Raw genomic sequence first — 20,748 nt, 5'->3', positions numbered from 1 at the left:
TTTTTTATTTAATCAGTATTCCTTTGTACTTGTTGATGTTTTTTAGAGCCATCCCTGTTCCTCTCACTACAGCTCTTAAAGGGTCTTCTGCAATATATACTGGTAAATCTGTTTTTAATGAAATTCTTTTATCTAAACCTCTCAACATTGAACCACCACCTGCAAGATAAATACCTGTATTATAAATATCGGCTGCTAATTCTGGCGGTGTTTGAGATAATGTTTCCATTACAGCATCTTCAACGCGTTGAATAGATTTGTCTAATGCTTTTGCTATTTCTCTATACGAAACATCAACTTGTTTTGGTTTGCCTGTAAGCAAATCTCTACCTTGAACTGACATGTCTTCAGGAGCATTGTCTAATTCTTCCATAGCAGCTCCAATTTGAATTTTTATTTTTTCAGCGGTTGTTTCTCCTACAAATAAGTTGTGTTGCGTTCTCATGTAGTAAATGATATCATTTGTGAAAACGTCACCGGCAATTTTAACCGATTTGTCGCAAACAATTCCTCCAAGAGCTATAACTGCAATTTCTGTTGTTCCACCACCTATATCAACAATCATGTTTCCTTTTGGTTGCATAATATCTACACCGATACCTATTGCTGCTGCCATAGGTTCGTGAATCAAATACACTTCTTTTCCATTAACACGCTCAGCCGATTCTTTTACGGCACGCATTTCCACTTCTGTGATACCTGAAGGAATACAAATAACCATGCGAAGCGCAGGTGTAAACAATTTCTTCTTTAATGCAGGAATACTTTTGATAAACATTTTTATCATTTGTTCCGATGCATCAAAATCAGCAATAACACCATCTTTCAAAGGACGAATGGTCTTGATGTTTTCATGCGTTTTACCTTGCATCATGTTGGCCTCTTTACCTACAGCAATAATTTTGCCAGTAATTCGGTCTCTTGCAACGATAGATGGACTATCAATCACGACTTTATCGTTGTGAATGATTAGAGTATTTGCGGTACCAAGGTCGATTGCGATATCCTCGGTCATGAAATCAAAAAATCCCATAAGTTTGATAAGGGTTTAGCGTTTTTTGTATAATTGTATTCAACTCGCAAAATTATAAAAATAATCTGGAATAAATACAAATAAAAAGCGCATTAAATAAAATATTTTAATGCGCTTGTGAAATATATTTTGTAAGTGGAATTTTAATGTTTGAAATGACGAATTCCCGTGAACACCATCGCCATATTATTAGCATTACAATAATTGATGCTTAATTCGTCTTTTATAGAACCTCCTGGCTGAATTACAGCCGTAATTCCTGCTTTATTTGCAATTTCTACACAGTCTGGGAAAGGAAAGAAAGCGTCACTTGCCATAACTGCTCCAGTTAAATCAAATTCAAATGAAGTTGCTTTTTCAATCGCATGACGTAAAGCGTCAACTCTTGAAGTTTGTCCAGTTCCTGAAGCACATAATTGTTTATTTTTTGCAAATACAATTGTGTTCGATTTTGTGTGTTTACAAATTTTTGAAGCGAATAATAAATCTTCGATTTCTTCTTCTGTAGGAACAGCCGTTGTAACTGTTTTTAAATGGTCTTTTGAATCGGTAACATTGTCTTTATCTTGAACTAAAACTCCGTTTAAACAAGTTCTTACAGTTGTTTGTGGCAACTCAACGTCGTTTAAAATTAAGATAATTCTGTTTTTCTTTTCCTCTAAAATATCAATTGCTTCTTGGTCATAAGACGGAGCAATTACTACTTCGCAGAACAATTGGTTGATTTCGTTAGCTGTAGCAACATCAATTTTTCCATTCGCAATTAAAACACCTCCAAAAGCCGAAGTTGGGTCACCTGCTAAAGCATCTAAAAATGCTTCTTTCATTGTATTTCTAGTTGCTAAACCACAAGCGTTATTGTGTTTTAAAATGGCAAAAGTTGGATTGTCGTTTTTGAATTCGTTCATTAAATTCACCGCCGCATCAACGTCTAATAAATTGTTGTATGACAATTCTTTTCCGTGAACTTTGGTAAACATTTTGTCAAAATCGCCATAGAAAAATCCTTTTTGGTGAGGATTTTCACCATAACGTAAAACATTTCCGTTTTGCTCGCTGATTTTCAAAACTGGTTCTTCAAAAACTTGGTTGAAGTAGTTGAATATCGCCGAATCATAATGTGAAGAAACATTAAAAGCTCTTGAAGCTAATAACTTTCTGTTTTCTAAAGTAGTAGCCCCGTTATTTTCAGTATAGAAATTCAAAAATGGTGCATATTGCTCTACAGAAGGAACAATTACAGTGTCTTTGAAATTTTTAGCAGCGGCTCTAATTAATGAAATTCCACCTATGTCGATTTTCTCGATAATATCTTGTTCGCTAGCGCCTGAAGCAACGGTTTTTTCAAACGGATACAAATCCACAATCACTAAATCGATTTGCGGAATGTTGAATTCTTTCATTTGTTCCACATCACCAGCATGATCTTGACGGTTTAAAATACCACCGAAGATTTTTGGATGTAAGGTTTTTACTCTTCCGCCTAAAATTTCAGGGAAAGCTGTAATATCTTCTACAGCGACAACAGGAATACCTAAATCTTTAATAAAAGTTTCGGTTCCGCCAGTAGAATAAATGGTTACATTGTTTTGGTGAAGCGCTTTAACAATAGGTTCTAAACCGTTTTTGTCAAATACAGAAATCAATGCCGAAGCAATTTTTTTTGTTGTGTTCATGGTGTTGTGTTGTTGTATCTGAATAGTCTCAGATAAGTGTTGTTGTTTTCGTGGTGCAAAAGTAGGTATACTTCTTAAAATAGTCAAACTTTATTGTTTTATATTTTTTTAAATTAGATTATTGATTTTATCAAAAAGCCTAAAGAAGTAATTGCTAAAAAAATAATGATAACCCAATTCTCAAATGATTTCGTATTTGTTTCTAATTTGAGAAAAATTGGATTTTTATCACGACCTGATAACCACCATTTATGAATTCGGTGATACAGAATGGCGGCTAGACCAAATAGAATGCTTAAAATTAGATTTTCATTTAGCATTGTTTTTTTTTCTTTTTTTTTCTTCAAATATAAATAAATTCCCTCTAACTGTAACATTTTCCCTCATTACTCTACTTATTAGTAATAGCTCAGTATTATGCTTTTATATTTACGATTACTTTCGGAGAGTTTTAGTTTTGCCATCAATGCTTTGCGCAACAATAAATTGCGTACGCTTTTGTCGTTGTTAGGTGTAACTATTGGTATTTTTTCCATTATTGCGGTGTTGGCTGCAGTAGATTCTATGGATAAAAAAATCAAGGAAGACTTGAGTGATATGGATATGAATACGGTTTATTTAATGCGTTTTTCTTTTGGTCCGTCTGATGTGCCTCGATGGAAACGTGAGCAATTTCCTGATGTAACTTATGAAGAATACGAACATTTAAGAAGAAACGTAAACGGAATTGATAAAATGTCGTTTAACCTTTTTACGCGTAATGAAAATATTAAATATGAATCAAAAACCGTTAATTCAATTCGTGTAAAGCCTTCAACCAACGAATTTTTTGATATTGAACCTGTAAAAATTGATAAAGGTCGATTGTTTAATGAATCAGAATCTAATTCAGGAAGCCCAGTTATCGTAATTGGAAGTGAAGTAGCAACAGGTTTGTTTGAAAATAGCGACCCAATTGGAAAAAAAGTGCGTTTATATGGGCAAAAGTTCACTGTAATTGGTGTTTTGAAAAAACAAGGGCAAGGAACTTTTGGAGATAGTAATGATGTAGCCGTATTTTTTCCTGTAAATTTTTTAAGAAGAATGTATGGTGATAACAATGATATGTTAACTCCCGCAATTTTAATAAAACCCGAAAAAGGAATCGATATTGAAGAATTTAAGGCAGAATTAGCTCAAAAATTAAGAGTTCATAGAGGTGTGAAAACTGGTGAAATTGATAATTTTTTCATGAATGTGCTTTCGGGCTTCACCGATTTTATCGACAATATCGTTGGCCAAATGAACATGATTGGTTGGGCTATTAGCGCATTTTCTCTTTTAGTCGGAGGTTTTGGTATTGCTAACATTATGTTCGTTTCTGTAAAAGAGCGAACCAACTTAATTGGAATTCAAAAAGCATTAGGGGCTAAAAACAAATTTATATTATTTCAGTTTTTATTTGAAGCTGTTATATTATCATTAATTGGTGGATTAATCGGAATGTTTTTAGTTTGGATAATTGCTATTGTGTTATCTAATGCTTTAGATTTTGAATTTGTACTGAGTACTTCAAACATGTTGTTAGGCTCTGGTTTGGCGGCTTTTATTGGCTTGATTTCCGGAATTATTCCAGCAATTACCGCTTCAAAACTTGACCCAGTTGAAGCAATTCGTAGCGGCATGTAACTTGTAGTTTTTTATTATCTTTGGAGTTCATTTATTTCCAAATTGAAAAAACAAATTAGCAGTATTTTTTTGCTATTTTTATTGATAGCTCCAGCGGTTGTAACTTATACTTGGTTACAGCACAGGAAAACTATGGTTAGAAAGGAAGTAAAATGGAAAATGATTGCTGGAATTGATAAAAACGAATTGGTGCTTTTAAAATTTTCGACAAAAGAAAGTCATGACAAGTTAAAGTGGAAGCATTCCAAAGAATTTGAATATAATGGCGAAATGTATGATATTGTTGAGCGAAAAGCCACAAAAGATTCTATTCAATATTGGTGCTGGTGGGATCATGAAGAGACCAAATTAAGCAAACAATTGTCAAAATTATTAGTTGGTGCTTTTCAATCAGACGCGCCTTCGAAAGATAAAAAAGAACAAATTGTAAATTTTTACAAATCAATATATTTTCAGGACGTATTTTCATGGGAACCATTTCATGTTTGGGTTCCAACGATAAAAAATACAACTCCAAAAATATATTATAAGTCTATTTCTTTTACTATTTCTTTACCGCCTCCAGAAAACGTTTAAACTTTATAAATTAAATACAAAGTTTTAGAATGTTCCATTGGGTAAATTCAGTTTACTCAATCGAACACATATACACATGAGGTAAAAAATAGTAAAATGAAAAATTATACAAAATACTTTTTGCTTTTGTTTCCTGTTTTAGGATTTTCACAAACCAAACAAGATACAATTAAAGCAACAGATGAATTAATAGAGGTAGTGGTTTCAAATAAACTACCAAGCAATTATTCAAAATTACCCAATCAAGTTGTTACTGTTTCGGCGAAGCAAATTGATTTTCAAAATTTTCAAAGTACGGCAGAAATGCTGTCAAATTCGGGCTCACTTTTTGTTCAAAAATCGCAGCAAGGTGGAGGAAGTCCTGCAATTAGAGGTTTTGAAGCAAGTCGCGTATTGCTTTTAGTCGATGGCGTAAGAATGAATAATCTAATATTTAGAGCAGGACATCTTCAAAATGTAATCACAGTTGATGAAAGTATGTTAGAAAATGTCGGGATTTTTTATGGTCCAACTTCTACTTTATTTGGAAGTGATGCTTTAGGAGGAACCGTTGCAATGACAACTAAACGCGCAAAATTTTTAGGTGATGCTAAAAATAAATTTACTGGCGGCATCAACACAAGATATAGCTCTGCTAATGAAGAAAAATCGGTTGCGCTTACTTTTAATTATGCTACAACAAACTTTGCTTCATTATCTATTTTATCGTTTAATGATTTTGGTGATTTAAGAATGGGAAAACAAAAAAATCATAATGGTAATTATTTTGGCGAAAGACCTAATTATGTTACTACAGTAAATGGTGTTGACCAGTTGAATGTAAACGACGATAAATATACACAGGTTGGTTCGGCGTATAAGCAATATAATTTTTTACAAAAGTTTGCTTATAAAACTACATCAGGTTTTGAACACGGATTAAACTTACAATTTTCAACTTCTTCAGATATTGATCGTTATGATAGATTAACAGAAACAGCTGGAAGCGGATTAAGACATGCAGAATGGTATTATGGACCACAACAGCGCGTTTTAGGAATATACTCGTTGAGTAAAGAAAAAGCCGTTTTAGGAAGTGATTTAAAAGTGAATGTGGCTTTTCAAAACGCACAAGAAAGTCGTCATAATAGAAGATTTGGCAATTATAATTTGCAAAACAGAGAAGAAAATGTAAACATGTATTCAGTGGGAATTGATTTGGATAAAAAGTTCACCAAAGGCGAATTGTTTTACGGCTTTGAATCCTATTTTGAAACTTTGAAATCTTCTGCGTATGCTAATAATATCAACACGGGTGTTAGAACTGATTTAGATACAAGATATCCAAATGGAGACAACAACATGATGCGAAATGATTTATATGTTTCATATAACGAAAAAATGTCTGAAAAGACGATTTGGAATGCGGGTGCTAGAATTGGATACACTACTTTGAAAAGTACAATTGCGGACGATACGTTTTTTCCATTACCATTTTCAAGTATTTCCCAAGGTAATTTTACCTACAGTGGAACATTAGGAATTGTGCACCAAACTTCAAATAATTTTACAATTAAAGCCAATTTAGCTTCTGGATTTAGAGCACCAAATATTGATGATTTAGCAAAAATATTTGAATCTGCGGCAGGAACGATAATTGTTCCAAATGAAGATTTAAGACCAGAAAAAACAATTACTGCCGATTTTGGATTTGCAATTCAATCCGATTCTAAAAAAATTAAGTTTGAGAACACATATTTCTATACAAGATTATATGATGCTATTGTAACTGACGAATTTTTATTTAACGGACAAAGTACGATTGTTTATGACGGAGCAACAAGTCAAGTTTTTGCAAACCAAAATAAAGGAAAAGCCTTCATTACTGGATTGTCAACAAATTTTAGCGCTGTGTTGCTACACGATTTAATTTTCAATGCGAATTTCAATTATACATTAGGTAGAGTAGTTGAAAACGGAAACCAGTCGCCATTAGACCATATTTCTCCTTATTTTGGAAAAATTGGTTTTGTATATTCAAAAAAATGGGCAAATTTTGAAGCTTATATGTTGTATAATGGTAAAAAAGATGCTAGCGATTATTCAACCAGTGGAGAAGATAATGCACAATATGCACCAGTAGGAGGAATGCCAGCTTGGGAAACCTATAATTTTAAAGCAGGTTTCAACGTGTATAAAGGAGCGACTCTTTTTGCAGGAGTTGAAAATATTTTAGACACACAATACCGTGTTTTTGCTTCAGGAATAAATGCTCCTGGTAGAAATATTTATGGTGGATTGAAGTATAATTTTTAATTTCAAATGAGTTAAAAACAAAAATCCCGTTAGTTTTGCTAACGGGATTTTTTATTATCTAATTTCTTGATTTTGAATTAAATCAATGTATAGGTTGATTTTGTCTTTTAGTTCTTTTCTTGGTGTGATAAAATCTAAAAACCCATGCTCTAATAAAAATTCTGAAGTTTGAAATCCTTCTGGCAAATCTTTACCAGTTGTATCTTTTACAACACGAGGTCCAGCAAAACCAATTAAAGCGCCTGGTTCTCCAATGTTAATATCGCCAAGCATTGCATAAGAAGCAGTTGTTCCACCAGTCGTAGGATCTGTACATAATGAAATGTATGGAATTTTTGCTTCTGCTAGTTGTGCTAATTTTGCTGAGGTTTTTGCTAATTGCATTAATGAATAAGCAGCTTCCATCATACGAGCTCCACCAGATTTAGAAATCAAAACAAATGGAACTTTATGCTTGATAGAATAATCAATTGCTCTGACAATTTTTTCACCCACAACAGCACCCATAGAACCACCAATGAAAGCGAAATCCATACAAGAAACAACTAAATCTTTCCCTTTCGATTTTCCAACTCCAGTTCTAATTGCATCTTTTAGTTTTGTTTTATCCATTACATCTTTTAAACGATCACTATATTTTTTAGTGTCTTCAAATTTCAATGGGTCTTTTGATGTTAGTTTGGCATCAAGTTCTGTAAACTCGTTATTGTCGAATAAAATTTCGAAATATTCTTTACTACCAATTCTTACATGATAATCATCTTCTGGGCTTACCCATAGATTTCTTGCCAATTCATCTTGGTCAATGATTTTTCCTGTTGGCGATTTATACCATAAACCTTTTGGAACATCTTTTTTGTCCTCAGTAGCGGTTGTGATTCCTTTTTCTTTTCTTTTAAACCAAGCCATAATTAAGTTAAAAGTTAGAAGTTAGAAGTTGGAAGGCTAACCTTATCTTTATCTAATTTCAATTAATAATAAATTTTAAACTTCGTACTTTGTACCTCGTACTTCGTACTTATAAAGTATTCACATTATTTAAATCGGCAAAAGCTTGTTCTAATCTTGTGTTGAACGTTACTTCTCCTTCACGAACCCATTTTCTTGGATCGTAATGTTTTTTGTTTGGACTGTCAGCACCATCAGGGCTTCCAATTTGTGTTCTTAAATAATCTACTTTGTTTACCATGTAGTCACGAATTCCTTCTGTGAATGCAAATTGTAAGTCAGTATCAATATTCATTTTGATTACTCCATAAGAAATTGCTTCTCTAATTTCTTCTAAAGTTGAACCAGATCCTCCATGGAAAACAAAATCAACAGGATTGTTTTCTGTGTTGAATTTATTTTGAACGTATTCTTGCGAATTTTTAAGAATTTTTGGTGTCAATTTTACATTTCCTGGTTTGTAAACCCCATGAACGTTTCCAAAAGATGCTGCGATTGTAAATCTTGGGCTTACTTTCATTAATTCTTCATAAGCATAAGCTACTTCTTCTGGTTGAGTGTATAATTTTGAACTATCTACATCAGAATTATCTACGCCATCTTCTTCACCACCTGTAATTCCTAATTCAATTTCTAGAGTCATTCCCATTTTACTCATTCTTTCTAAATATTTTTTAGAAATTTCAAGATTTTCTTCAATTGGCTCTTCTGATAAGTCAATCATGTGAGAACTAAAAAGAGATTTTCCTGTTTCTGCAAAATGTTTTTCAGAAGCATCTAATAATCCATCAATCCAAGGTAATAAGTTTTTTGCGCAATGGTCTGTATGTAAGATAACAGTTGCTCCATAAGCTTCTGCTAGAGTATGTATATGTTTTGCGCCTGCAACAGCTCCTAAAATTGCTGATTTTTGATTTTCATTTGATAATCCTTTACCTGCATTAAATTGCGCACCACCATTAGAAAATTGAATGATAACAGGAGCGTTTAATTTTGCAGCTGTTTCTAAAACACCATTGATGGTGCTAGATCCAACAACGTTTACAGCTGGTAGTGCAAATCCTTTTTGTTTTGCATAGTTGAAAATTTCTTGCACTTGATCTCCAGTAGCAACACCAGGCTTAATATTGTGACTCATAGTTGTATGTTTTTATAATAAGAAAGCAAAAATAAGAATTTATAAAATTAGAATGGATAATTAATACCAAAATTTAGCACTGTTTTGCTAAAGTTAATTCCCTTGAACCATCGGTCTTTAATTTCGCGTGCAGGATCATAGGTTTTATAGCCCAAATCAAATCGGAATACAAAAAAGTCAAAATCATATCTAAAACCAATACCTGAGCCTACTGCTAAATCTTGTAATGATTTTAATCCGGTGAATGTGTAGCGCTCATCTTCTACGTTGTCTAGTACGTTCCAAATGTTTCCAACGTCGACAAATAATGCACTATATAGATTTCCTCCTACTCTAAAACGATATTCTGTACTGAAGGCTAATTTTAAATTGGCTTCATTAAAATCTAACACGCCACCGCTTCTACCTGGTCCAAGACTATATGCTTGCCAACCTCGGTTGTCGTTTGAGCCACCCGAGAAATAACTTCGCGAAAATGGAATTGATTTTGCATTACCATAAGGAATTGCAATACCTGCAAAGGAACGCATTGCTAATGTGTTTTTCTTGCCAAAATCCCAATGTTTTACAAAGTCAACTTCTGATTTTATGTATTGTGCATATTCAATTCCAAATAATTTTGAGTTTCCTGCCGTACTTTCTTCTGTAGATAAGTTTAAGCTATTTCCTAAAAATGATAAAAAATTTCCAGCGGATTCTATTTTGGCTTTGAAATTATAATAGTTTCGGTCATTAATGTTGTTTTTTGTAGTTCGGTTGTATACAAAACTAGACGAAACAATTAGATTGTCTTCAGCTAATCTGACATAGCGTTCAGAAATACTTAAAACAGATTTGAAATCAGCATCATTCGGAGTCAAAGCTGTTGTTCCAGAAAGAACATCTACGATGAAATCTAAAACACTATCTTCTTTTAAATCTCCATTTAGATCTTCATAACCATCATTTGTATTGTATATTGCAGCAATTTCATTAATTCGATTATACGAATTTCGGTAAACGTTAAAATAATTTCCAACATTCAAGTTTCGCACATAATTGATTCCTAACAACTCAAATTTGAAATTATTTTTATTGTTATTTGTAGACCAACTATAACTGATGCTACTTGAAAGACTTTGTTTGTCTAATCCAATGTTTCTTTGGTTGGTGATACCTGTACTAATTTGAGTAGAAGGGAACATCTCTTTTTTGATGATATTTTTTACACTTATAGGAAAAAATATCCTTGGAAAATTTAGTTTGGCATCTGCACCATATTCTGAAATATTAAAGAAAACATTGTTAGGGTTAGCTAAATCTTGCGACGAACCAATATTTCCTCTGGTTGATAATTCTAGAATTTCTGCTCGTTTGAAAACATTTCGCCAAGTGAACGACATATTTCCGCTAATACCAAATTCTTGTACATCAGAAGTTGAAACATCTATCGAAGGCGTCCATTTGAATTTAGGTTTATTGACTAAATAAATATTTGCAATCAATGAAGTCTTAGTTGAATCAGCAGGATCTTGTGTGTATTCAATATTTGGATAATTAAAAACCTTTAAATTACTCAATGCTTTAGAAGTTAAGGTTCTGTCGTTGTCACTAAAAAGTTTGCCTTTTTCAATAAAAACTGCATTTGTTAGCGCTTTTGGTTTGTAATTCAATCGGCCAGAACTATAAATGTTATAATTGTTGTAAACCGCACTGTCTTTTACATTGTTTTTCTCTTTTTTAGAAGAATTATTGGTAAAAATATTTACTTGACTAATTTTATAAATAGTGAATGGTTTTTTGATTAAGGTGTCGCCTTCTTTAACGTTTCTATCTTCAATTTTCAACACAACATTCATTTTTTGAATGGAATCATCAATAATAGCATCAAATTTTACGTGATTTTCTTGAAAATGATATACACCATTATTTCTAAATTGTTGCGTAATTCTTTTTCGTTCATTATCAAAACTTTGGTAGGAATATTGTGCTCCTTTTTTAAGGAAAGATTTGTTTTCTTCGGAAGCATACAAACTATCAATAGCAGGCGTTTCTATAACTCTTGAAATTGTGTCAATGTGATAAGGTTTGCCAGTTTCAACACGATAAGTGATTTTACCTCTTTTATTGCCAACAGAATCAATAGCTAGTGTGACATTATTTTTTAAAAAACCACTATTGTAATAAAAACCAGATAGGCGTTCTTTTGAGATTTCGGCTTTTTTGGTATCAATAATTACTGGTGGTTCGCCCGTTTTCTTTAAAAAATTACTAAATCCAGAAACAACAAACGATTTTCCTAAGCGTTGAACTTGTTTTTCAGATAACAATTTTACTAACCGAGCTCTTCGGTTTGGTTTTTTGTTTAGCCAAACTTGATAAGAAGAATCTGGATTTTTTTTTGCCAAATTATACAAGCTCAAACGCAACGGATAAGCTAAGAATTTATTATTAGGTTGTTGTAAAACCAAATTGTTAATTCGCTCTTCTTTTATTAGTTTTTCGTTTACAAAAATTTCGTTTTTAGACAATAGTTGTTTGCCTTCGGGTACACGCTTAACTAACGAACACGAATAAATTATTGTTCCGATTACAAATAATAATGTTATTTTTGGTAAAATATTTCTCAAAGCACTTTTTAAAAGTTAGTCAAAAATACAATTTTTATGGTTAGTAAAAACCAAATTAAACTAATAACGAGTTTACAGCAAAAAAAATATAGAAAACAAGAACAACTTTTCTTTGTTGAAGGGGTAAAAGGTGTTCAAGAATTGTTAGATTCTAACTTTGAATTGCATGAATTGTTTACTACAAAAGCTGATTTTGGTTCTGTTAGTAAAAGCAAAGTTCATACCATAACAGCTGACGAATTAAAAAAGATTAGTGCTTTAACAACGCCAAATACTTGTTTGGCTACTTTTAAAATTCCTACGGTAGTAACATTTGAAGAAAAAGGATTAATTGTAGCCTTAGACGATGTTCGCGATCCGGGTAATTTGGGAACAATTATTCGTTTGTGTGATTGGTTTGGAATTAAAACTTTGTTTTGCTCTGAAGAATCGGTTGATGTATATAATCCAAAAGTAGTGCAAGCAACTATGGGTTCTATCAGCCGGGTTAATGTGGTGTATGGTAACCTTGAAAAATTATTGTTTGAAACAAAATTACCTGTTTATGGCACTTTTATGGACGGGAAAAATATTTATAAAGAAACACTTCCTAACGAAGGGATTATAGTAATGGGTAATGAAGCCAACGGTATTTCAAAAGCGGTAGAAAATTTAGTTTCGCAACGCATAGCAATTCCTAGATTTGGCGATTTACAAGCTACAGAAAGTTTAAATGTAGCCACCGCCACCGCTATAATTTTGAGTGAGTTTAAACGATAATTTTTTAGTGAAAAGTAAAATTCACAAAAAAGCCACGCGTTTTCATTTCTTGTACATTACCAGTCCATGGGCTTCCTGGCGTGTTGTCTCTAATTAATTCGTCGTTAATACTGAAAACACCACGAATGGATGGCGAAAACACAAAATATTCTAGATAAATATCAATACCAAATCCTACTTCGTAAAAATTGGTCCATTTGGTCATTCTAAAACGTTCGTTGTAATTATCGTCTGGTGCACTTGCGTTGCTTCCTAAGTTTAAAGCAGTTGATACTCCTCCAACCAAATATGGGCGCACATTTCCTGTACGCAAAGCCGAATATTTAAGCAATAATGGAAAGAAAATATAAGTAGATTTTACTTCTCTTAAACGATCGCCAGTATCTACAATATTTGGATAGGTTAAATTACGTTGTGTAATGTATAATCCAGGCTCAAAACGCAAGTCAAAATATTCTGTAAGTCTTAAATTTCCAACTAATCCCACGTTAAAACCTGTGGTAGTTCCTACTTGAATGTCATCTGTTACGGATAAATAGTCAAACTTAAAATCTAAACTATTAAATCCAAGAAAATAACCCCAATGTACACGTTGTTTGTTCCAATTTTCTTTGTTGATAATTGGGTCTTTGCCAAACATACCACCTTGAGCAAAGGCAATTTGTGTAAAAAGTAAAAGAGCAAATAATTTCTTCATATTATTTTTTAGATGCATGATAAATAGTAGCTACTCCAAATGTTTGAGGCAAATGTTGCACATCTATAAACCCAATTTTTCTTAAAATATTGTTCAAAGCCTCACCAAAAGGAAAATTTTGTGCTGAAGTCGATAAATATTGATAGGCTTTTTTATCTTTTGAAAACAACTTTCCAATAGTTGGCATTATAAAATTAGTATAAATATAATATCCTTGTTTAAATGGAAATTGAGTTGGTACCGAAGTTTCTAAAATGATAAATTGTCCGTTAGGTTTTAATGTTCTTAAAATTTCTGACAAACCTTTTTCTAGGTTTTCAAAATTACGCACGCCATAAGCAACCGTAATTGCGTCAAAATAATTATCTGGATAGGGAATGTTTTCGCCATCACCTAAGACCATTTGAATTTTAGATTCCAAATGTTGGGCTTCAATTTTTTTCTTGCCAATATCCAACATGCCTTGTGAAATATCTAAACCTATGATTTCAGTTGCCGAAGTGCTAGCAAATAAAATGGCTAAATCACCTGTTCCTGTTGCAATATCTAAAATGGATTTTGGTTGTTTTGCCGCTACCATTTTCAAGATTTTCTGTTTCCATTTTGCATCAGTACCAAAAGAAATCACTTTGTTTAAACCATCATAACTACCAGAAATGGTGTCAAACATTTGAGCCACTTGCTCTTTTTTGCCTAAATCTGAATCTTTATATGGTGTAATATTTTTTGACATTGTATTAATTTTGAATCACAAAAGTACTTATAAAAAATCAAATATAAGGGCAAATTTCAATTTCAACTTCAAAATTCAAATTAAAGAAATGTTTTTAGGAACACAGATTTAAGGAATTTAAAAAATCTGTTTTAGTTACACAAAGTAGCTCAAAGTTTTACACGAAGTTTCACAAAGGAATTACAAAAAATCTGTGAAAATCTGTAAAATCTGTGTCATCCGCGTTCTAAAAAAAACTATTTTCTAATGTACGTTAAAAAAGTAAAATCGTAATCGTGTTTTTCGTCTTTTGAATGAAATTCTTCGAAAACCAATTCCCATTTATCAGTGTCGATTTCTGGAAAAAAAGTATCCGCTTCAATTGTTGTATGTACGCGAGTTAAATCGATTTTAGTAGCAATTTCGATGGATTGATTGTAGATTTCGCCACCGCCAATGATGAAAACTTCTTCGTTTTTAGGACATAAATCAATCGCTTTTTGCAAACTACTCGCTACCAAACAGCCTTCTGGAATTTCGTAGTCTTTTTGTCGCGTGATGATTATATGTGTTCTATTTGGTAACGGCTTCGGAAAACTTTCAAAGGTTTTTCTACCCATCACAATATAATGTCCTGAAGTTAAATTTTTAAAACGCTTAAAATCATCTGGCAAATGCCAAACCAATTGATTGTCTTTTCCTAAAGCATTGTTTTCAGATGCAGCTGCGATTATGGTGAGCATGGATTTAACTTTGTTTTATCGTTATAGGTAATAAATATTGAACTTTAACAGCTTTTCCTCTATATTTTCCTGGAATCCATTTCCCATATTCTTTTAATATTTCTATTGCTGAAGCATCTAATTCCGGAGAAATTCCTTTTTTTATTTTTAGGTCAATTAGTTCACCGTTTTTGTCTACAACAAATTGAATCATCATTTTTCCATACCAATCACCTCTAACTTTTAGTTTTTTTCCAACATATTGATAAAAATGTTCGAATCCTTTTTTAGGCTTTGGTCTTATTTCAATTTCTTTATATTCGTATGTTTCTCCATCTGTATAAACGGCCTTTCCAAAAATTAGCTTACCTTCTTCGTAATTCTCTTGAATTGAATATTGTTTTGATTTTAGTTCCCAAATTCCTGATTTGCGGTAGTTTTGAACTTTTCCAACTTCATAGATGTTATTTTCTGGATCTATGTTTTTGTATTCGCCATTTCCATTGATAACTAAATGATTGTTGTCTTTATCCCAAAATTGACTAATCAATTTAATTTTACTTTTTGTTTTTTGATCTTCTAAAAATTTAAATATTTCTTTAGATTGTCCATTGTCATACCAAGTATTCACCTCGTTGACTATTGAGTTTTTTTCATAATGAGATATTTCAGCAATCACACCATTTTTATGATAGCTTATTACTTTAGCTTTTAGGTAGATATTTGTTGTGTCATCAGTAAAAATATCTTTTTCTAATATAGATTTTTTAAAATTTGAAATTTTAAAAATATAGTCTTTACCATGAAAAGAATACTCTTTTTTTATGTAAAAGTTGTCATTACTGGCTGTTTCGCCCAAACTATCTTCATAAATTGTTTTTAATATTTCTGTTTGAGCAAAAGAACATGTGTATATAATAAAAAAACAAAAGGTAAATATTTTTTTCATAACTTAATTTTCTAAACTGCCACAACTCCTTTAATATGCGGATGCGGGTCATAACCTTCTAACGTAAAATCTTCAAATTCGAAATCAAAAATATTTTTGATTTCTGGGTTTAATTTCATTGTTGGTAAAGGTCGGCACTCGCGAGATAGTTGTAATTCTAACTGTTCCATGTGGTTGTTGTAAATATGTGCATCACCAAAGGTGTGAATGAATTCGCCTACTTGTAAATCACAAACTTGCGCAATCATCATCGTAAACAAAGCATAAGACGCAATATTAAACGGAACGCCTAAGAAAATATCAGCACTGCGTTGGTACAATTGGCAACTTAATTTTCCATCCGCCACATAAAACTGAAAAAAGGCATGACATGGAGGCAAAGCTGCTTTTCCATTCGCTACATTTTCAGCAAACGAAACAGAAGTATCTGGCAAAACACTAGGATTCCAAGCCGAAACTAACATTCTTCTGCTGTTTGGATTGGTTTTTAGGGTTTCTATTAATTCGGTAATTTGGTCGATTTCTTCGCTGTTCCAATTGCGCCATTGATGTCCGTAAACCGGACCCAAATCGCCGTTTTCATCCGCCCATTCGTCCCAAATTTTTACACCGTTTTCTTGTAAATATTTGATATTCGTATCGCCATTTAAAAACCACAACAATTCGTAAATAATCGATTTTAAGTGTAATTTTTTTGTGGTTACCATTGGGAAACCTTCGCTTAAATCAAAACGCATTTGATAACCAAAAACACTTAGTGTTCCAGTTCCTGTACGGTCGCCTTTTTGGTTGCCGTTTTCTAATACGTGTTTTACTAAATCGTGATATTGTTGCATTTTTAAGTCAGAAGTTAGAAGTTAGAAGTCAGAAGTTTTTGAAATCTTCAACAACTTATTCAATAATAAAATTAATGTGAAATGTTCGAAACGTCTTTTGGGTTGTGTTTGTGCTTGAATAGAATTGCAAATGCGATTGCGATAATAGCGGCATATATTGCAAATGTTAACCAAACTGGTTCCCATTGAATTATTCCAATTGGTTTGTCAAGAACGTTATCAGTAACAACTTTATCTTTTAATAAAGATTTAACCCATTCGTTATCTGTAGTTAAGTTGAATTTGGTTAAAAATTCATTTAAGTTATAATATTTATCAGTAAAAAATTTATCAATGACAAATCCACTTGTAACACTTCCTAAAACAGCTCCGAAACCATTAGTCATCATCATAAATAAACCTTGAGCCGAAGAACGAATTTTAGAATCGGTTGAGGTTTCTACGAATAATGAACCTGAAATATTGAAGAAATCAAATGCCATTCCGTAAACCACACAAGACAAAATAATCATCCATAAACCATCTCCAGGGTCTCCGTAAGCGAATAATCCGAAACGTAAAACCCAAGCAATCATACTAAATAACATTACTTGTTTGATACCAAAACGTTTTAAGAAAAACGGAATGGCTAAGATGAATAAGGTTTCCGAAATTTGAGAAATCGACATAATTAAAGTCGAATATTTTACTACTAATGAATCAGCGTAAATAGGATTGTGTTTGAAATCATCCAAGAATACATCGCCATAAGCATTCGTTAATTGTAAAGCCGCTCCAAGGAACATACTGAATACAAAGAACAATGCTAATTTATAATCGGCAAATAATTTGAATGAGCTTAAACCGATTAATTCTACAAATGATTTATTTTCGGTAGTGTTTCCTTCAGGTTTACATTTTGGTAGAGTGAACGAGTATATTCCTAGGAAAATAGCTGCAATAGCCGCTATGTAAAATTGATTTTCAGAAGCTTTGTTTCCAGTTAAGTTAGTAATCCACATAGCTACAATGAAACCAACTGTACCCCAAACTCGAATAGGTGGAAAATCTTTTACAACATCTAATCCTCCTTTTTTTAAAGCATTGTAAGCAACTGAGTTAGAAAGAGCAATCGTTGGCATATAAAAAATCATCGCAACTAAAATTACCCAAAAGAAATCGGTTGGATTGCTGATTTGAGGAACGTACATAAGTGTTAATCCACCTAAAATATGTAATGTTCCGTATAATTTTTCTGCATTTATCCATCTATCGGCGATAATTCCGCAGAGTGTAGGCATAAATATAGAAGCAATTCCCATTGTTGAAAAAATTGCACCAAACTGAGCGCCATCCCAATTTTTTGTTCCAAACCAATAATTGGCTACTGTGATTAACCAAGCTCCCCAAACGAAGAACTGGAAAAAGTTCATTATCGTTAATCTGAATTTTACATTCATACTATTGTTTTTTAAGTATTTAAGATTCTTTTTTTGAGATTTCGTCTCTTATTTTTGCGGCTTTTTCGTAGTCTTCGTTTTGAACCGCTTGTTCTAGTTTATCATATAGTTCTTTTAATGAGAAACCAGAATAATTATCAGAAGGAACAACAACATCTTCTTCTATGCCAAATGTTTCTGGGGTAGAAAGAATGTCATCGTTATCTTCGTTTTGTTTTTCGTTTTCTGATGGATTAATGCTTAAGTATATTCCTGCTTTATCTAAAATATTTTTATAGGTAAAAATAGGCGCATTAAAACGTAAAGCTAACGCAATTGCATCGGAAGTTCTGGCATCGATAATTTCTTCGATTTTGTCTCTTTCACAAATAATGCTAGAGTAGAAGACGCCATCCACTAATTTATGGATGATGACTTGTTTGACTACGATGTCAAATCTATCGGCAAAATTTTTAAATAAATCATGGGTTAATGGGCGAGGAGGTTTGATTTCTTTTTCTAAAGCAATAGCAATAGATTGTGCTTCAAATGCACCTATAACTATAGGTAATTTTCGCTCACCGTCCACTTCGTTTAAGATTAAGGCATAGGCTCCGTTTTGTGTTTGACTATAGGAAATGCCTTTTATATTTAATTTTACGAGACTCATTATAATTTGTTAATTGTGGTTTTAAGAATCAGATTGTTTATGTTTTTTATTATCAGAAAAATTTCTGTAAAATAAATAAACCATCCGCTTCAAAAATAAAAAAAAGAGCTATCTAAACAAAGATAACTCTAATTTTAATTTTAATATATTTTAAAACAACTATTTTGTTATGAGTTGCTTGCTTTAAATGCTTTTAATTTTTCAATTAATTGAGGTACTACTGTGAAAGCATCGCCTACAACGCCATAATCAGCCACTTTAAAAAATGGTGCTTCTGGATCAGAATTAATTACAACTTTTACTTTTGATGAGTTGATACCTGCAATATGTTGAATAGCTCCTGAGATTCCAACCGCAATGTATAGGTTTGAAGCCACAGGTTTTCCTGTTTGTCCCACGTGCTCGCTGTGAGGTCTCCATCCAATATCTGAAACTGGTTTTGAACATGCTGTTGCTGCTCCTAATACAGAAGCTAATTCTTCTATCATTCCCCAGTTTTCTGGACCTTTCATTCCACGACCTGCAGAAACTACAATTTCAGCGTCAGCGATAGTTACTTTTCCTGTTACTTTTTCTACACTTTCTACTTTAATTCCAAAATCAGCATCGTTTAATGAAGGTGCGAAACTTTCTTCTGTTAATGATGATGGACTTTCAACTAAACCAAAAGAATTTTTAGCAATTCCTAATACTTTTACTGGAGTTGAAATTTCAGTAATGTTGAATGCTTTGTTTGAAAAAGCAGTTCTTTTTACTTGGAAAGGTGATGTGCTTTCTGGTAAAGCCACAACATTTGAGGCGTAACCTGCTTCTAAACTTACAGCAACAAGTGGTGCTAAGTATAAGCTATCCGTTGATGAAGAAAGTAAAACAATTTGAGTTCCCTCTTTTTTAGCCGCTTGAGCAATTACATCAGCATACGCTTTTGCACTAAAGTTGTTTAATTTGTCGTTAGAAACGTTTAATACTTTGTCTACTCCGTAAGCAGCTAAAGCGCTGTTGTCCGAGTTATTAATAGTTACTGCTGTAACTGTTGTTCCCATTGAAGCAGCTACTTTTTTTGCGTAAGAAGCTAATTCGAATGCTACTTTTTTAATTTTTCCTTCTGCTGATTCAGCATATATTAATATTGACATATTTTTTAATTTAAAGATTGAAAAATTTAATGATTTAAAGATTTCTTAATTCGTAATTTTTAATTCGTAATTAAATTACTTTGGCTTCGTTATGTAATAAGTTAATTAACTCATCTAAATTGTCAGCATTTACTAATTTAACTGCTGATTTAGCAGCTGGTTTTTCAAATTTAACAGCTTTAGTTGAAGTGGCATCGCCAGTTGGTTCTACTAAAGTTAAGGCTTTAGTTCTAGCCATCATGATTCCTCTCATGTTTGGAATACGTAAATCTTTTTCTTCAACCAAACCTTTTTGTCCACCAATAATTAAAGGTAAACTTGCTGAAATAGTTTCTTTTCCTCCGTCAATTTCTCTTGTAACTTTTGCTTCGTTTGCATTAACATCGATGCCTACACATGCATTAACAAAGTTATATCCTAATAATCCTGCAATCATTCCTGGAACCATGCCTCCATTGTAATCTAAAGATTCTTTTCCTGCGATTACTAAGTCATAAGAACCACTTTTAATTACTTCGGCTAATTGTTTTGCAACAAACATACCGTCAGTAGGGTTTGCGTTGATTCTTATTGCTTCGTCAGCTCCAATGGCTAAAGCTTTTCTTAATGTTGCCTCTGCGTCTGCACCACCAACATTTACAACTGTTACATTTGCACCTTGTTGCTCTTTAAACCATATTGCTCTTGTTAAACCAAATTCGTCGTTTGGATTAATTACAAATTGTACACCATTAGTGTCAAACTCGCTATCACCATTGGTGAAATTAATTTTTGAAGTAGTATCAGGTACATGACTGATGCAAACTAATATTTTCATTCTTTAGTTATTTAGATTTATTGTTGTAAAAGTAGAAAATATATTTCTAATTTTTATATGCATGCATAATATTTTTTTATAAATACAAC

General features: G+C 32.5%; 19 protein-coding genes. 4 read left to right on the top strand and 15 right to left on the bottom strand.

What is annotated here, in order from left to right:
- Positions 1–4: 4 nt before the first annotated feature.
- The 3 genes from G4L40_RS09615 to G4L40_RS09605 all read right to left on the bottom strand — a co-directional run bounded on the left by G4L40_RS09615 (position 5) and on the right by G4L40_RS09605 (position 3,086).
- Positions 5–1,033, bottom strand: coding sequence for a rod shape-determining protein (locus G4L40_RS09615; protein ID WP_166236985.1), 1,029 nt, complete (start codon positions 1,031–1,033; stop codon positions 5–7).
- Positions 1,034–1,176: 143 nt separating this feature from the next.
- The gene (purH, locus tag G4L40_RS09610; protein WP_166236984.1) at positions 1,177–2,709 is read right to left on the bottom strand and encodes a bifunctional phosphoribosylaminoimidazolecarboxamide formyltransferase/IMP cyclohydrolase; all 1,533 of its coding nucleotides are present in this window, start codon (positions 2,707–2,709) and stop codon (positions 1,177–1,179) included.
- 113 nt (positions 2,710–2,822) lie between these two features.
- Positions 2,823–3,086: a hypothetical protein gene (locus G4L40_RS09605; RefSeq protein WP_166236983.1), complete on the bottom strand. Its 264-nt coding sequence runs from the start codon at positions 3,084–3,086 to the stop codon at positions 2,823–2,825.
- Between the two features lie 40 nt (positions 3,087–3,126).
- Between G4L40_RS09605 and G4L40_RS09600 the strand changes: the two genes are divergently transcribed.
- The 3 genes from G4L40_RS09600 to G4L40_RS09590 all read left to right on the top strand — a co-directional run bounded on the left by G4L40_RS09600 (position 3,127) and on the right by G4L40_RS09590 (position 7,248).
- On the top strand, positions 3,127–4,377 hold the full coding sequence (locus G4L40_RS09600; protein WP_166236982.1) for an ABC transporter permease: 1,251 nt from the start codon (positions 3,127–3,129) through the stop codon (positions 4,375–4,377).
- A gap of 42 nt (positions 4,378–4,419) precedes the next feature.
- Positions 4,420–4,953 (top strand): hypothetical protein, encoded by a 534-nt coding sequence (locus G4L40_RS09595; protein ID WP_166236981.1) that lies wholly within the window; start codon positions 4,420–4,422, stop codon positions 4,951–4,953.
- Between the two features lie 96 nt (positions 4,954–5,049).
- On the top strand, positions 5,050–7,248 hold the full coding sequence (locus tag G4L40_RS09590) for a TonB-dependent receptor plug domain-containing protein (RefSeq protein ID WP_166236980.1): 2,199 nt from the start codon (positions 5,050–5,052) through the stop codon (positions 7,246–7,248).
- Positions 7,249–7,302: 54 nt separating this feature from the next.
- Here the strand turns inward: G4L40_RS09590 and accD are convergent, their stop codons facing one another.
- The 3 genes from accD to tamL all read right to left on the bottom strand — a co-directional run bounded on the left by accD (position 7,303) and on the right by tamL (position 11,943).
- Positions 7,303–8,157, bottom strand: coding sequence for an acetyl-CoA carboxylase, carboxyltransferase subunit beta (accD, locus tag G4L40_RS09585; protein ID WP_166236979.1), 855 nt, complete (start codon positions 8,155–8,157; stop codon positions 7,303–7,305).
- A gap of 109 nt (positions 8,158–8,266) precedes the next feature.
- Positions 8,267–9,334, bottom strand: coding sequence for a class II fructose-bisphosphate aldolase (gene fbaA, locus G4L40_RS09580; protein ID WP_166236978.1), 1,068 nt, complete (start codon positions 9,332–9,334; stop codon positions 8,267–8,269).
- A 47-nt stretch (positions 9,335–9,381) separates the two neighbouring features.
- The gene (gene tamL / locus G4L40_RS09575) at positions 9,382–11,943 is read right to left on the bottom strand and encodes a translocation and assembly module lipoprotein TamL (protein WP_166236977.1); all 2,562 of its coding nucleotides are present in this window, start codon (positions 11,941–11,943) and stop codon (positions 9,382–9,384) included.
- A gap of 36 nt (positions 11,944–11,979) precedes the next feature.
- Between tamL and G4L40_RS09570 the strand changes: the two genes are divergently transcribed.
- Complete coding sequence (locus tag G4L40_RS09570; RefSeq protein WP_166236976.1) at positions 11,980–12,702, top strand: TrmH family RNA methyltransferase; 723 nt, start codon at positions 11,980–11,982, stop codon at positions 12,700–12,702.
- Between the two features lie 4 nt (positions 12,703–12,706).
- On the opposite strand, the gene porT is transcribed toward G4L40_RS09570, so the two are convergent.
- The 9 genes from porT to G4L40_RS09525 all read right to left on the bottom strand — a co-directional run bounded on the left by porT (position 12,707) and on the right by G4L40_RS09525 (position 20,659).
- Positions 12,707–13,399 (bottom strand): type IX secretion/gliding motility protein PorT/SprT, encoded by a 693-nt coding sequence (gene porT / locus G4L40_RS09565; protein ID WP_166236975.1) that lies wholly within the window; start codon positions 13,397–13,399, stop codon positions 12,707–12,709.
- Between the two features lies 1 nt (position 13,400).
- The gene (ubiE, locus tag G4L40_RS09560; RefSeq protein WP_166236974.1) at positions 13,401–14,132 is read right to left on the bottom strand and encodes a bifunctional demethylmenaquinone methyltransferase/2-methoxy-6-polyprenyl-1,4-benzoquinol methylase UbiE; all 732 of its coding nucleotides are present in this window, start codon (positions 14,130–14,132) and stop codon (positions 13,401–13,403) included.
- A gap of 236 nt (positions 14,133–14,368) precedes the next feature.
- A complete protein-coding gene (locus tag G4L40_RS09555; RefSeq protein ID WP_166236973.1) occupies positions 14,369–14,854 on the bottom strand; it encodes a dihydrofolate reductase in 486 nt (161 codons plus the stop codon).
- 4 nt (positions 14,855–14,858) lie between these two features.
- The gene (locus tag G4L40_RS09550; protein WP_166236972.1) at positions 14,859–15,782 is read right to left on the bottom strand and encodes an energy transducer TonB; all 924 of its coding nucleotides are present in this window, start codon (positions 15,780–15,782) and stop codon (positions 14,859–14,861) included.
- Between the two features lie 11 nt (positions 15,783–15,793).
- A complete protein-coding gene (locus G4L40_RS09545) occupies positions 15,794–16,618 on the bottom strand; it encodes a thymidylate synthase (RefSeq protein ID WP_166236971.1) in 825 nt (274 codons plus the stop codon).
- 71 nt (positions 16,619–16,689) lie between these two features.
- On the bottom strand, positions 16,690–18,057 hold the full coding sequence (locus tag G4L40_RS09540; protein WP_166236970.1) for a nucleoside permease: 1,368 nt from the start codon (positions 18,055–18,057) through the stop codon (positions 16,690–16,692).
- A gap of 19 nt (positions 18,058–18,076) precedes the next feature.
- A complete protein-coding gene (locus G4L40_RS09535) occupies positions 18,077–18,706 on the bottom strand; it encodes a bifunctional nuclease family protein (RefSeq protein WP_166236969.1) in 630 nt (209 codons plus the stop codon).
- A 167-nt stretch (positions 18,707–18,873) separates the two neighbouring features.
- Positions 18,874–19,842, bottom strand: coding sequence for an electron transfer flavoprotein subunit alpha/FixB family protein (locus tag G4L40_RS09530; protein WP_166236968.1), 969 nt, complete (start codon positions 19,840–19,842; stop codon positions 18,874–18,876).
- A 70-nt stretch (positions 19,843–19,912) separates the two neighbouring features.
- On the bottom strand, positions 19,913–20,659 hold the full coding sequence (locus tag G4L40_RS09525) for an electron transfer flavoprotein subunit beta/FixA family protein (RefSeq protein WP_166236967.1): 747 nt from the start codon (positions 20,657–20,659) through the stop codon (positions 19,913–19,915).
- Positions 20,660–20,748 lie beyond the last annotated feature (89 nt).

Source organism: Flavobacterium celericrescens (assembly GCF_011392075.1).
In the GTDB taxonomy this organism is placed as follows: Bacteria; Bacteroidota; Bacteroidia; order Flavobacteriales; family Flavobacteriaceae; genus Flavobacterium; species Flavobacterium celericrescens.
This window is presented reverse-complemented; position numbering and strand designations above follow the sequence as displayed.